14 protein-coding genes are annotated in these 14,746 nt (G+C 39.9%); all 14 read right to left on the bottom strand.

What is annotated here, in order from left to right; all coding sequences use genetic code 11:
* Positions 1 to 1,139, bottom strand: a 1,139-nt coding sequence (locus tag V7164_RS23205; protein ID WP_335355361.1) for a homogentisate 1,2-dioxygenase, incomplete at its 3' end; no start/stop codon positions are given.
* Between the two features lie 14 nt (positions 1,140 to 1,153).
* Positions 1,154 to 2,065, bottom strand: a complete 912-nt coding sequence (locus V7164_RS23200) for a fumarylacetoacetate hydrolase family protein (protein WP_335355360.1) — start codon at positions 2,063 to 2,065, stop codon at positions 1,154 to 1,156.
* Positions 2,066 to 2,069: 4 nt separating this feature from the next.
* Positions 2,070 to 2,690, bottom strand: a complete 621-nt coding sequence (locus V7164_RS23195; RefSeq protein ID WP_335355359.1) for a flavin reductase family protein — start codon at positions 2,688 to 2,690, stop codon at positions 2,070 to 2,072.
* Positions 2,665 to 3,858 (bottom strand): histidinol-phosphate transaminase, encoded by a 1,194-nt coding sequence (hisC, locus tag V7164_RS23190; protein WP_335355358.1) that lies wholly within the window; start codon positions 3,856 to 3,858, stop codon positions 2,665 to 2,667. The genes V7164_RS23195 and hisC overlap by 26 nt, the downstream gene beginning before the upstream one ends.
* Positions 3,791 to 4,909, bottom strand: coding sequence for a 4-hydroxyphenylpyruvate dioxygenase (gene hppD / locus V7164_RS23185; RefSeq protein WP_335348137.1), 1,119 nt, complete (start codon positions 4,907 to 4,909; stop codon positions 3,791 to 3,793). The genes hisC and hppD overlap by 68 nt, the downstream gene beginning before the upstream one ends.
* Before the next feature lie 130 nt (positions 4,910 to 5,039).
* Positions 5,040 to 6,461, bottom strand: coding sequence for a dihydrolipoyl dehydrogenase (gene lpdA / locus V7164_RS23180; protein ID WP_335355357.1), 1,422 nt, complete (start codon positions 6,459 to 6,461; stop codon positions 5,040 to 5,042).
* Positions 6,462 to 7,673: a dihydrolipoamide acetyltransferase family protein gene (locus V7164_RS23175; RefSeq protein ID WP_335355356.1), complete on the bottom strand. Its 1,212-nt coding sequence runs from the start codon at positions 7,671 to 7,673 to the stop codon at positions 6,462 to 6,464.
* A 10-nt stretch (positions 7,674 to 7,683) separates the two neighbouring features.
* Positions 7,684 to 8,679, bottom strand: coding sequence for an alpha-ketoacid dehydrogenase subunit beta (locus V7164_RS23170; RefSeq protein WP_335355355.1), 996 nt, complete (start codon positions 8,677 to 8,679; stop codon positions 7,684 to 7,686).
* Positions 8,676 to 9,746: a pyruvate dehydrogenase (acetyl-transferring) E1 component subunit alpha gene (gene pdhA, locus V7164_RS23165; protein WP_335355354.1), complete on the bottom strand. Its 1,071-nt coding sequence runs from the start codon at positions 9,744 to 9,746 to the stop codon at positions 8,676 to 8,678. Before pdhA ends, V7164_RS23170 begins: the two co-directional genes overlap by 4 nt.
* 99 nt (positions 9,747 to 9,845) lie before the next feature.
* Positions 9,846 to 10,952: a Leu/Phe/Val dehydrogenase gene (locus V7164_RS23160; protein WP_335355353.1), complete on the bottom strand. Its 1,107-nt coding sequence runs from the start codon at positions 10,950 to 10,952 to the stop codon at positions 9,846 to 9,848.
* 116 nt (positions 10,953 to 11,068) lie between these two features.
* The gene (locus V7164_RS23155; protein WP_335355352.1) at positions 11,069 to 11,452 is read right to left on the bottom strand and encodes a thioesterase family protein; all 384 of its coding nucleotides are present in this window, start codon (positions 11,450 to 11,452) and stop codon (positions 11,069 to 11,071) included.
* Positions 11,453 to 11,641: 189 nt separating this feature from the next.
* The gene (locus V7164_RS23150; protein ID WP_335355351.1) at positions 11,642 to 12,436 is read right to left on the bottom strand and encodes an ABC transporter ATP-binding protein; all 795 of its coding nucleotides are present in this window, start codon (positions 12,434 to 12,436) and stop codon (positions 11,642 to 11,644) included.
* The gene (locus V7164_RS23145) at positions 12,429 to 13,442 is read right to left on the bottom strand and encodes an ABC transporter permease (protein ID WP_335355350.1); all 1,014 of its coding nucleotides are present in this window, start codon (positions 13,440 to 13,442) and stop codon (positions 12,429 to 12,431) included. Before V7164_RS23145 ends, V7164_RS23150 begins: the two co-directional genes overlap by 8 nt.
* Positions 13,443 to 13,460: 18 nt before the next feature.
* Positions 13,461 to 14,519, bottom strand: a complete 1,059-nt coding sequence (locus V7164_RS23140) for an ABC transporter substrate-binding protein (RefSeq protein WP_335346493.1) — start codon at positions 14,517 to 14,519, stop codon at positions 13,461 to 13,463.
* Positions 14,520 to 14,746 lie beyond the last annotated feature (227 nt).

Raw genomic sequence — 14,746 nt, 5'->3', positions numbered from 1 at the left:
TACATATACTTCTCATCTTCAATTGCTAAAGCTTGTTTGACCACTCGGAGAGGCTTAAACGTATCAATCATAACAGCTAATTCAAGTGTTTCCTTCTTCCCGATACTTGCTTCTGTCGTACCTGGATGTGGCCCATGAGGAATCCCGCTCGGATGCAGAGTAATCGATTCCTTATTAATCCCCTTCCTGCTCATGAAATTCCCTTCTACATAGTAAAGTAATTCATCGCTATTTACATTGCTATGGTAATAGGGTGCGGGAATGGCTTCAGGATGATAGTCGAACAATCTTGGAACGAAGGAGCAGACAACAAAATTATGTCCCTCAAACGTTTGATGAACAGGCGGCGGCTGATGCACTCTTCCCGTTATCGGCTCGAAATCTTCTATATTGAATACCCATGGATAGAGATAGCCATCCCACCCAATAACATCTAATGGGTGATGATTCAGCACATGAGAATGAAGATAGCCCCTCGTCTTTGTAATAACTTCATATTCTCCCTTTTCATCAAAAGTTGCTAAAAACTCTGGCCCGCGTATGTCCCGCTCACAAAATGGACTATGCTCCAATAATTGCCCAAACTCATTCCGGTATCTTCTAGGTGAAACAATTTGGCTAAAAGACTCAACAATCAATGCCTTCGTCTCTTCATTCGCATCCGGAATGACTCGGTAAATAGTACCGATCGGGATCATTACATAGTCCCCTGGACAATAAGTAATCGTTCCAAACATTGTCTCAATAACCCCAGTTCCATAATGAATGAAGATCATTTCATCCCCGTCACCATTCCGGTAAAAACTTTTCATCGGCTGATTTATTTTTGCTGTGCCAATAAGCAAATCATCATTCCCTAATAAATATTCTCTCGCTTTTAGCGCATCCCCTTTTTTCTGAAGCTTATCTGTCATTAGATGCCTGTGCTTTAGTGGTGCTTGGTCCTCATACTCTGGCAAATATTTGCCGATTAGTTCCGAACGGACTACTTCTGTTGGCATGTAATGATGATAAAGAATTGATTGAGTTCCAGAAAAGCCTTTTGTTCCCATAACTTGTTCTCTATAAAGACTGCCGTCCTCTTTTTTAAACATCGTGTGGCGCTTGTGAGGGATTTTCCCCATCTGCCTGTAAATCATTTTTCCACCTCACTTTATTCGATAATGTTTTTTATAGCACCGAGTGCGGTTATTTCTAGTTCGACTTCATCACCAGGCTCCAGCCAGCGGTGGACATCTGTCCCGAGCTCTAATATACAGCCGCTTCCCACTGTTCCAGAACCAATTAAGTCACCAGGGTATAAGGTTACTCCGTCTGATGCCCTTTCAATCATTTCAGCAAATGAATAATAAATATCACTCATATTACCCTCTGAAAGCAGAACATCATTCACCTTTGCTGTCATCGATAAGTCATATCCATTTTCGATGCGGTACTTTTCTAACTCATCCTTTGTTACTATATATGGGCCTATTGATGTTGCAAAATCCTTTCCTTTCGCAGGACCTAGTCCGATCTTCATTTCTTTTCTCTGAATGTCTCTCGCACTCCAGTCATTCAATATGCAATAGCCAAAAATATAATCGTCCGCATTCACAGCCTTAATGTCCTTTCCTTCCTTTCCAATCACGCAAGCAATTTCCAATTCATAATCAAGCCAATAACAATGTTTTGGTCTAGTGATCATTTCATTCGGCCCTTTAATGGCTAAATGATTAGAAAAGTAAAAGACGGGAATGTCATACCATTCTGGAATCATTTCTAAACCACGGTTTTCTCTAGCGGTTTTTACATGTTCTTCAAATGCATAAAAATCCCGAAAGCTTTTAGGGTTTGGCAGTGGTGCTTTAAGTATCACTTTTTCTAGGGGATACACGCCATGATCTGTAGTTGATAGTTTAGAAGATATATAGGTTAGAAAGTACGGATGGTTTTCCAGAAAAGAAAGCATGTCTTTAGGCAGTACTCCATTTGAGGCTTCATGCATATCCATCACATGGCTGTGACCAATCATCCAGCCCGCTCTAATAGAACCGTCCTCTTTTTGAAAGGTTACAAATTTCATATCATCACCCTGGATTTATTTTACGGATTAATTCAAACGTATCTGCCAATGGCTTCGTATACATTTGACCTGCAAGCCGACCTATAGGCTCTAATCTCTCCGTGTTTATTCTTCCTTTTTCATAGAGTTCATCAGCAACATGAACATGTTCAACCTTTCCAATTACTAGACTGCCAGCTCCTGCCTGTTCGCCAAAGTGAAGAGCCTCATAAAGCGTACACTCAAGGTGGATCTTGGACTCTCCTATTCTTGGTGGCTTTACTATATGGCTGTTTAATTTTGTAAGGCCCGCTACATCTAATTCGTCTATCTCAGCGGGAAACTCTGTTGCACACAAATTCATCTTCTCCACAAAATCCTCGCTGACAATATTAATAACAAATTCTTTTCTGGCTTCAATGTTCGTAAGGGTATCCTTTTTTGCTCCATCAGTACCTCTCCTCATTGGCGAGAAGCAAATCAGCATCGGATCCGCACAAATGGCCGTAAAGAAGCTAAATGGGGCTGCATTGACAATCCCTTGTTTATCTATCGTTGTAACAAAAGCAATTGGGCGCGGTAAAATAGAACCAACTAATAGCTTATATGCCTCTCTCCATTCAAGATTCCCTGGTGTTATTTCCATCCTCACACCGCCCATCTTTTAAGATTCGCCTAAGTGCTTGAAGGAAAGCTACATTATCAGCCCTTGTGCCTAAAGTGAATCTAAATGCATCAGCATAGCCGCTGAGCTTCATCGGTCTTACGAGAAACCCATTCGAAATCAACCCTTTTGACAATGAATACTGGCTATAAACAAATAGAAAATTTGCTTCGGAAGGGAAAAATTCTAATTCTAATTTCCGTAGCTGTTCAGTGATAAAAATTCTTTCCTTAGCGTTTTTTTCGGCACATTCTGTGATAAACTCTTGGGCCTCTATTGCCCGAACAGCTGCTGCTTGAGCTAGCTGATTTACATTAAACACTTCTTTTACTTTATTTAGTTCTTTTACAATAGATGGATGCATCATTCCGTACCCAACACGCAGCCCGGCTAGCCCATATATTTTTGAAAAGGTTCTTAAAATGATTAAATTTGGATGCGCTTCCAGAATAGGAATGGATTGTAAATATTGCTCGGTTGTCGCATATTCGTAATAAGCCTCATCCAGAACGATTAGGACATTTTCTGGGATGTTTTCAATAAAGTTATTTAACTCCTCTTTTCCTACAATCGTTCCTGTAGGATTATTAGGATTGCAAATAAATATCATTTTCGTTTTTGGTGTAATCATATCAAGCATAGCTGATAAATTATGAATTCCGTTTGCCAAAGGGACTTTGACCGCAGTCCCGCCCTCTATCACAACATTTGTTTCATATCGGGGAAAGGTGATGTCAGCCATCAAAGCCTCATCACCTTTGTTAATATAAGCACGGGTAAGCAGTCTAATGATTTCGTCTGATCCGTTCCCAGCGAAAAACTGATCTTCCTCGAGGTTGTAAAAATAAGCGAGCCCGCTTACTAACTCGGAAGTGTTTCCGTCCGGATATAAATGCAGCGTTTGCAAATGCTGATGAATAGCTTCTTTTACCTTTGGTGAGCACCCATAAACGTTTTCATTATCAGACATTTTCCACACTCTATTTAGATTGTACTTCTCTTTTATTTCGTCTGGCGAAAGCCCAAGGGGATATGATTGAATTTCTTCTAGTATACTTTTTGTTTTGATTTTGACCATAAAGTTATAGATTACCTCTTCTTTCCTGCTCTCGTTCAATGGATTCAAACAAAGCCTTGAAATTCCCTTCACCAAATCCTCTTGCGCCTTTACGCTGGATCACTTCAATAAATAATGTTGGTCTATCAACAACTGGCTTCGTAAAGATTTGCAGTAAATAACCCTCATCATCACGATCTACTAAAATACTTAGTTCTTTAAGCTTTTCAATTTCCTCATCAATTTTGCCGACACGCTTCGATAAAGCCTCATCATAATAGGCGGCAGGTGTATTCAAGAATTCTACTCCATTTTTGCGAAGTATGCTGACCGTACTGACAATATCTTCTGTTAGAAGCGCTAGATGCTGAACACCTGGTCCATTGTAAAATTCTAGATACTCTTCAATTTGTGATTTACGTTTTCCTTCAGCAGGCTCGTTTATCGGGAATTTAATTCTGCCGCCATTATGCATGACCTTAGACATCAATGCAGAATATTCCGTACTAATATCTTTGTCCGTGAAGTGTGTCATCTCTTTAAAACCCATAACATTTGCATAATAACTAACCCACTCTTCCATACTTTCCACATTGCCGACAACATGATCAATTCCAATAAAACCTGCATCTTCAATTGGTATATTCATATTAATTGGTTCATAACCTGGCATGAAAACACCTTTATAGTTATTCCGTTCTACTAAAGTGTGGATCGTATCCCCATATGTTCCGATGACAGCCTTTTTAACAGTACCATGCTCATCCTTGATTTCGAACGGAGGCATAATTTCAATTGCCCCTCTTGAAACAGCTTCTTTATATGCTTTTTCCACATCATCTACCGTTAAAGCAACATCCTTTACTCCGTCCCCATGCTTTTTCACAAATGATGAGACTCTGCTCGCTTCGGTTAAGGAGCCTGTAATGACGAGACGAATTTTTCTTTGCTGAAGAACATAGGAAACGGTTTCTCTATTACCCGTCTCAAGCCCAGAATATGCCACAGGCTTAAAGCCAAAAGCGGAGCAAAAAAAGTAACAGGATTGTTTTGCATTGCCCGAGTAAATTTCTAAATAATCAACTTCCTTTACCGGAAAAAAATCCTCCACTTTCTGCTTGCTTTCCGTGATTTTTTCTTTCATTCTAGATCCCCCTAATTCATAAATTTATAATTTTCTGAATTAATATTATATGAATAGTGACAATGTTCTCAAGAGTACATGTTAAAGCTATAATGCACATCTGCATTAAAGGAACGTGCTATTTAAACCTTTATTTTTTCATCAAATTTGGAGGTAGGTGGATGGCTTGGTTTTTTATTGCTTCTACTGCCTCTAGTAACCCTTCGTTTAAGCTTGGATGCGGGTATAAGGGGAACAGCAAATCCTCATCTCTTGCAGCCATTTCAAGCGAGAATACTCCGCTGGAAATTAGTTCAACGGCCCCATATCCAATGATGTGCATTCCAAGTAAGAGATGATGATCCTTATCGAAAATTACTTTAATCATTCCTTCTTTTTTTCCAAGGATGGCAGCATAGCCATTCGCAGATAATGGAAAATGCGCTGTATCTACTGAGTGCCCTTGCCTAATGGCTTCTTCCTCAGTTAGACCTACATAGGCAATAGGAGGGCTAGTATGAGCTATGATTGGCAGAAAACGCAAATCTGCCTCAGTTCTTATACCTGCAATTGCTTCTGCAGCTGTCTTGCCCTGCTTAATGGCTTTAACAGCTAAACATGGACCTTCTGTCACATCACCAATGGCAAATATATGATTCTTTGAAGTACGGCACTCGTGATTAACGACTATAAATCCGTTTTTAGCAGTTTCTATCCCTAACCGATTAATCCCTAATTGATCTGTGTTTGGGATTTGTCTGCCGGAAACAAATAAATGTGAACCCGTTATTTCTTCTGTGCCTGTCTTATTTTTTATAAAAATGCTTACTTGTTCATCCTTAGTATATGCTTCTGAAATGAAGTTGCTTTTGAGTACTTGAATATGTTTTTTCTTTAATATTCGAATAAGCTCACGGTTTATCGATGAATCTAACATGAAGTCATCATGTTCGTTTATAAGTACAACTTCAGAGCCAATAGCGTTAAAGGCCATCGCTATTTCTAAGGCAATATAGTCATGACCATAAACAAAAAGCTTTTCAGGCACTATTTCAAGATTGGTGATCGACCAAGAATTTAGAACTCTTTCATGATCAATTTGTATTCCTTCCGGTGGTTTCGGAGAGCTCCCAGTAGCAATGATCGCATGGTTAAAACGAAAAATATCATATTGATCCCCATTTTCAACACCAATCTGATCTTCTGATAGAAAAAACGCCGATCCGCGAATGATTTCAACCTTATTCGCTTTACATAAGGAAAGGACACCATCTCGAAGCTGATTAATCGTTTTATTTTTGTAAGCTTGAAGCTTATCCATATTAAACTTAACACTGCCAGCTTCAATTCCGAGTTCATTCATTTCTTTCAAGGATTCGTATTTAGCAGCGCCATGGGTCAGGACTTTAGACGGGATACAGCCCTTATTTAGGCATACACCTCCGATTTCTCCCTTTTCGATCAGCGTAACCGATTGTCCAAGCTGAGCAGCTCGAATTGCCGCATGATATCCTCCTGGTCCACCGCCGATAATTATTAAATCACGTTCATGAGCAAGGTCGCCGACAACCATTTACACCAACTCCAGCAAAAGCATTTTTGGATTTTGAATTAATTGTGAAAACCGATTTGTAAAACGGACAGCACTCGCCCCGTCTACTACACGATGATCAAAGGACATGGAAATATTCATGATGGACCGGATCACGATTTGATCATCATCTGTTACTATTGGCATTTTCTTCGTCTTATGAAAGGATATGAGTGACACTTCAGGATGTTGAATAATCGGTGTAGCCCCAAAGCTTCCACCTAGAGGACCAACATTACTAATCGTAAATGTTCCGCCGGTTATATCCTTCATGCTTAATTGATTGGCTAAAGCTTTTTCCGTTAACATTTTCATTTCGTCATGAATAACTCGAATGGATTTCTTCTCAACGTGTCGAAGAACGGGAACGATTAAACCCGCTTCTGCATCTACTGCCATTCCAATATGGTGTTCTTTTTGGAGATAAATAACTTCATTTTCCTCGTCAAGCCGACTATTAAAAATAGGAAATTCTAATAGACAAATAGATAAAGCTTTTATGAAAAAGGCAGTTGCAGATATCGTTTGATTGATTTTCTTTAACTCAGCTCTAAATTGAATTAGTTCGGTAACATCCACTTCTTCAAAATGAGTACAATGGGGAATTGTATTTAAAGATTGAATCATTTTTTTCGCAATTTGCTTCCTTCTTCCTCTGAAAGGAATGGTGTCTGATTTTAATGGGGATAGTTCTGCAGGTGCTACTGTCGCATTTCTTGTTTTTTGGCTGCTTCTATCGGATTCCTGTTGTTGTGAAGAAGCCATTAATTGATAAATATCTTCATCTGTGATTCTTCCAGCTAGTCCAGAACCATTAACACTCTCAATACGAATGCCGTTTTCCCTCGCAATTTTTCTAGTAAAAGGTGAAGCAAGAATACGCTTTTTATTGTCTTTTGCAATAGTCATAGTATGATTGGCGACCATTTTAGGGGGTGCTACAGATTGATTATTTAAGCTCCCTTCCTCTTCTAAGATTAATAAAGTTGTCCCAACAGGTACGGTCTGCCCTATTTCAACTTTAAATTCTCGAATATATCCCGTACGCGGTGCAGGAATTTCCGCGGTCATTTTGTCTGTTTGGATTTCAATGATTGGTTCATCGGCCCGGACAAAATCACCTGCCTTAACTAAAAAGCAATTAATATCTGCTTCGGTCATTCCTTCTCCAATATCATGTAATTTGACTTCCATTCCATCCCTCCTAAAACGACATGACTTTATGAATAGCAAATTTCACTCGATCAGCAGTCGGTAAATAATGATCTTCAAATCCAAAGTATGGAACAGGGGTATCAAATCCAGTCACCCTCTCTACAGGTGCTTTTTGATACAAAAATGAAGTATCGTTGATGATGGCTAATACATCATTCCCAACTCCTCCAGTGGCATGTGCCTCATGAACAATAACAGTACGGCCAGTATTTTGAACTGATTCAGCAATGATGTCTTTATCGATCGGGTATAAAGTTCTTAAATCAATAACATCACAATGGATGCCTTGATCTTTCATTTCTTTCGCTGCTTTCATGACAATCGGGACCATAGCTCCCCAAGTAATGATGGACACATCGTCCCCTTCCAGCATTTTTTTTCCTTTGCCTATTTCTATCGTGTATTTTCCTTCCGGCACTTCTTCTCTGCCAGAACGGTAACACCTCATTGGTTCCATAAATAATACAGGATCTGGATCCTCAATCGCTGCAATAAGCAATCCCTTCGCATCATATGGGCTGGACGGGCATACAACTTTTATTCCTGGCATATGGGTAAATATAGCTTCCGGGCTATCGCAATGAATTTCAGGAGCTCTGACACCTGCACCATATGGAGCGCGGATGACCATTGGAACAGTAAAGTGCCCCATTGTCCTCATCCTTAGTCTTGAAGCGTGTGTCATAATTTGCTCATAGGCAGGATAAATAAAGCTAAGAAACTGAATTTCAATGACAGGTAAAAATCCATTAACCGCCATTCCAATTCCTGCACCAACGAAACCCGCTTCACTTAAAGGCGTATCAATGACCCGGTCAGCCCCGTATTTTTCCTGAAGACCTTCAGTGGCGCGAAATACCCCACCATTTTTTCCAATGTCTTCTCCTAACAGCAATACTTCTGGCCTTTTCTCAAGCATTGTATCCAGAGCATCGGTAATAGCTTGTATGAGTGTAAGCGTTTTGGTTTTGATCGCAGTACTCATCTCCCTTCACCTCCTATAAATTTTAAATACTCCTCTTTTTGCTGAGTAATTTGCCAAGTCGGCTCCGCAAAAACATAATCAAATATATTAGCAGGGTCAGCAGGCGGAAAATCTTCCATTTCCACAACGGCTTTTTCTATTTCATGTGTAGCTTCCTCTTCCATGTCACGCACCCATTTTTCATCATATAATCCTTCATTTTTCATCCACCTTTCAAGGCGGAGAATAGGATCTGTTTCTGATCGGCGGCCATTGCTCTCCACTTGGCAGCGGTATTTCGATGGATCATCAGCGGTCGTATGAGCCCCATATCTCCATGTGACAGCTTCAATTAATGTCGGTCCTTCACCCTTTCTCGCTCTCTCCAATGCCTTTAACGTTTCAAAATAAACAATAAAAACATCGTTTCCATCGATCCGGACACCCGGAATATCATAGGCTAAGCCCTTTTGTGCAATGGTCTTGGAATTCATTTGCTTGTTGATTGGGACGGAGATTGCAAATTGGTTATTTTGATTAAAGAAAACGACTGGCGCTTTAAATACACTTGCAAAATTAAGCCCTTCATGAAAATCCCCTTCAGATGTGGCACCATCCCCAAAGTAAGCAATGGCTGCATGGGTCGTTCCTTTTTTCTTTTCTGCCAAAGCTGCTCCGGCTGCGTGTGGAATCTGGGTGGCAATCGGGATACCTGGAGGAAAAATCTTTTTTCCAGCCGGAGGGACACACCCTTCGTTTCGTCCATTCCAGAATAAAAGAATATTCCTTAATGAGTGGCCAAAAACGAAGGCTGCCCCATGATCACGGTACGTAGGGAACATCCAATCTGATTCGTTTAATGCAAGCGCACTTCCTACCTGGGAAGCCTCCTGTCCTTCGAATGGTGCATATGTGCCTATCCTTCCTTGTCGCTGGAGACTCACGGCCTTTCGATCAAAAAGGCGGATTCTTACGAGCTGCCTATAAAAATTTCTGGCCAATTCCTCTGTAATCTTCTCCTTATATTCTGATGCTGCTATTTGTCCGTTTGGATCCATTACTTGAAGCATCGGAAACTGAATGTCCATTTTCTCACCCTTTGCTAAATATTTTTAGAGACTATTAGGGCTAAACAAAAATAAAATAATCATTACCACATTATTAATGTTGTTATTACAGCAAAAAAGTTAAGTCCTCACTTCCCATTTTGGACGTTTCTTGTGAGAAAAAAAGCTATTCCGGCGTACTCTCGCCTCAATGCGACTTTCACAAAATTGATTTGCAGCTTCCACTGTTGTTATTCCTTCTGCATTTGCGTACTCGTAAATATGGAGAAGAGAGTTATAAATGGCTTTTGTTTTTTGCAAGACTCTTTCTTTATTCGGTGTATACAGCTCATCCGCTACCTGAATTAATCCGCCGGAATTAACAATATAATCAGGTGCAAATATAATCCCTTTATCCATTAGCTTTTGTGCATGATGAAGCTCCAAAAGCTGGTTATTAGCTGAACCGACAACGGCCTTTACGGATAATTGCTGAATCGTTTCGTCATTAATTATTCCACCCATTGCACATGGAATAAAAATATCTGCGTTTGCCCCATAAATCTCTTTACTTGATAAAGCTTTAACAGCTGCTCCGAGAGTTTTTGCTTTAGAAAGCAGCTTATCGATTGCTTGCTGATTAATGTCCGTTACGTATAAATCCGCGCCTTCCTCCAGCAGCCTTTCAGCTACCTTGTATCCCACTTTTCCAAGTCCCTGAATCGCATAGCTTTTTCCGCTGAGATGATCAGCTCCAGTTAATATCTTATTTGTTGCTTGAATTCCATAAATAACTCCTTGTGCAGTCGGCACAGATGAGTCCCCGCTTCCTCCGTATACTTCATCAACGCCAACGATACAATTTGTTTCCCTTAATGCATGAATGAAATCATCTGGTGAAGTCCCCATATCTGTTCCCGTATAGAATCTTCCATTCAATGATTCTACGAACTGGCCGAACGCACGGAATAGCTCCGGTGTCTTATCTTTATGAGGATCGCCAATTATAACTGCTTTACCTCCGCCAAAATCAACATCCGCAGCAGCACATTTATATGTCATACCTCGCGAAAGACGCAGAACATCTTCCAGTGCATCCTCTTCACTTGAGTAAGGGAGCATCCTGCAGCCTCCTAGGGCTGGACCGAGTTTTGTACTATGGATCGCAATAATAGCCTTTAAGCCAGTTAACTCATCATTACAAAATACAACCTGTTCATGGTCTTTTATCTTCGAAAACAAATTCATGAACAATTCCCCCTAAACATTATGTTAACGCTTACAACCATAGCCATCTTTAAACTTGCTTTACTAATAGGTTTGCTCGTTTAAAAAATAATAGATTAAGTAAACTACTGCCAGAATTATAATAGCATGCTCATAATTTTAGTTTTCGGAATGATTGCCTGCGTAACCTCCCCTGTGCCAATAAGCTTTGTATCATGGATAACAAAAACATCGGTCATAATCTTATTGTCGTTCTTTTCAGTTAGGACCGCCTTTATTTTCAAGTTAGAACCTTCTGGTGCTGGCAATATATGTTTAGCTGAAACAGAAATCCCCATTCCTTCCTCATGCTCTTCTAAAAAAGGCAAAATGATTTGCCTAGATGCCCATTCCATATGGTAGATCATCATCACAGTCGAATATGTAGGATGAACAACTTTGCCTTCGAATTGAGCAAACATTTCAGGAGTCACTACTGCCTCGATCGCAACCGAATAACCTGCCGTTAAACCTGGTTTCATTCGATCCCTCCATAGTTTATACAATAATAAGTATGACGTTTAATTAACGATATGATACCATTTCGTATAATGAATAGTCAATAAATTGTAAAATTTTAAAAAATTCTTTCTTCTCTATAATATGGTCCAAACATAAAAAAAAGGATTAATTAGTGAACAATCCCTAATTAATCCTTTTTACGTTCAATATTAAGATAATAAAGCCCGATCACTTGCCATTTTCGAACCTCGAATTCTCTGAAACTCATTTAATAACTGTTCTATCGTTAAGTTTCCTTTTTGATCCTCTTCTACCTGCAAGATTATTTGACCTTTATCCATCATAATTAGTCTATTGCCTAAATCAAGAGCTTGCTGCATATTATGAGTGACCATTAATGTCGTCAGATTGTATTTTTCTACAATTTCCTTTGTTAAATTCGTGATGAGCTCGGCACGTGCTGGGTCAAGGGCGGCTGTATGCTCATCCAGCAAAAGGATTGCCGGCTCTGTAAATGTGGCCATCAATAATGAGAGTGCCTGCCTTTCTCCTCCTGATAGCAATCCAACTTTAGCCGTGAGCCGATTCTCTAACCCTAAATGTAGCGTTTGGAGCACTTCTTGAAAATATTCTTTTCTTTTCTTCGTAACCCCTTTTCGTAACGTTCTCTGCTTATTTCTGGAATAAGCCATTGCTAAATTTTCTTCAATCGTCATACTCGGAGCAGTACCAGCCATTGGGTCTTGAAACACACGCCCAATTAACTTTGCTCTTTTGTATTCCGACATCATCGTAACATTCTGTCCATCAATAGATACAGTGCCAACGTCAGGAATCATGACGCCAGAGATCATATTCATTAAGGTTGATTTTCCAGCCCCATTACTGCCTATTACGGTAACAAAATCTCCTTTATTTAACTTTAAATGAATACGATCTAAGGCAATTTTCTCGTCAGGTGTTCCTTGATTAAAAATTTTATGAATGTGTTTGAGCTCAAGCATATGGCCCCTCCTTTCTATCCGAAGGGATATTACTCATGGCCAAGCTTTCCGCTTGTTTTCTCGCTTTCCTCTTTTTCTCTTTTGAAGAGTCAATTATTTTTGGAAGAATGAGAGCTAAAATAACGATCGTTGCCGTAATTAATTTCATATCACCAGGCTCAAGGAAATCTACCCTCAAAGCAAGTGTCACAACGATTCGGTAAATAATTGCGCCGCCGATAACCGCTAATGTTGTTCTTGCAATGGTTTTTGTTCCAAACAGCGCCTCTCCGATAATGACTGATGCCAGCCCAATAATAATCATCCCAATGCCCATCCCAACATCAGCAAAGCCACCCTGCTGGGCTATTAGCGCTCCAGAAAATGCAACCATGGAGTTGGAAAGGCCAAGTCCTAGAATGACTGTTAAATTTGTATTAGCTGATAAGCTTCTAATCATTCGCTTATTGTCACCAGTCGCTCTTATAGCCAGCCCAATTTCAGTCTGCAGAAACTTATCTGTTAGGAATTTGATCAAAAAGGTAACAATCAACATGAAAATTAATATACCCCATGTCCTTGGCAAGCTATCTCCAAGTCCCACTGCAGAAAGAATACTATTAAAAAAGGAGTTTAACCCCGTTTTATCCCAAGTATCTCTAACATTTGTTATAGCTGTTTCTGTATTCAATAACGGAACGTTTGATTTCCCCATAATTCGGAGATTAATCGAATAAAGAGCAATCATCATTAATATCCCAGATAGGAGAGCATTGATCTTTCCGAACGTATGAAGGACACCCGTAATACAGCCTGCAGCAAACCCAGCGACAAGTGCGAAAACAGTGGCTAGAAATGGATTTATCCCGCTAACAATCATTGTCGCTGCAACAGCCGCGCCTGTTACAAAGCTTCCATCTACCGTTAAGTCTGGAAAATCCAGCACTCGAAATGATAAATAAACTCCGAGTGCCATAATCGCATAGATAATTCCAGCTTCAAACGCTCCAAATACTGCCGTGAACATTATGAATCACACCCTCTGTTATTCGCCTTCATAAAACTCCGCAATTTTCTCCCATTCTTGCTTTACATCAAGTCCCTGCTGTTCAGCAGCTTTCTTATTAATCATTAATGTTAAACTGCTTGGAAGTTCAACCGGTATGTCTGATGGCTTTTTATTACCTTTTAAAATTTCTGCAGCCATTTTTCCAGTCTGGTAGCCGAGATCATAGTAGCTAAAGCCACTTGCTGCAACCGCCCCACGCTTCATAGAGTCAAGCTCACCAACGAATAGCGGCAGCTTCTCACTATCCGCAACTGATATAACAGATTCTAAAGCAGAAACAACCGTATTATCTGTCGGGACATAAATGGCATCTACTCTGCCTACTAATGATTCAGTAGCCTGCTTTACTTCGGCAGATGTTGATACGGAGGCTTCAACGATCGTTGCACCCTTCGCTTCAGCAAGTTTCTTCACTTCTGCAACCTGCACCTCAGAATTTTGTTCACCTGCATTATAAATGACGCCAATCGTCTTCGCTCCAGCTTCATCAATGATAAAATGAATGGTCTTTGCGGTACCCTCCGGATGATTATCCGTTGTACCTGTAATGTTATCGCCTGGTTTATCGAATGCCTCTACAAGACCCGCTCCGACTGGATCGGTTACAGATGTAAACAGAATTGGTATATCCTTCGTTGCATTTAGAGCACTAACTGCACTTGGAGTGGCATTGGCAAAAATTAAATCAACCTTATCGCCAACAAAGTTATTGGCAATTGTCTGTGTATTATTCATATCAGCTTGTGCGTTTTGGAAGTTAAATTCCACATTTTCCCCTTCTTTAAATCCTTCATCCTCTAATGCCTTTTTAAATCCTTCTGTTGCAGCATCTAAGGAAGGGTGGGCAACAAACTGGGTAATGCCAATCTTCTGTTTTTCCTGTTCTTTTTCTTTTTCGGCCTCAGCAGGTTGGGCTGCTTCCTCTTTTCCTTTTTCAGCCTCAGCAGGTTGGGCTGCCTCCTCTTTTCCACATGCACTAAGCATGAGCAGAACTGCTGCCAATAGGAAGAATAAAACTTTTAAAGACCTTTTCATCTTGAAATACCCCCTCTTTATAATAAATATTAAACACTGCAAAAATTGCAGTGTGGACTACCTATGTATAAAGCATCTTTTATATGATAAATAACGTAGATAGCGTAAATATATCGTTATATTATCATTTTACGAAGTAAACAGTCAATAATATTCAAAAAATTTAATATATTTAGATTAATATATTATCACTTTGGAAGCAAGAAAAAAAGCATACAGAATTATTC

This window comes from Bacillus sp. JJ1474, assembly GCF_036965225.1.
Taxonomy (GTDB): Bacteria; Bacillota; Bacilli; order Bacillales; family Cytobacillaceae; genus Cytobacillus.
The sequence above is the reverse complement of the archived record's forward strand: the minus strand, read 5'-3'. Positions and strand labels throughout refer to the sequence as shown.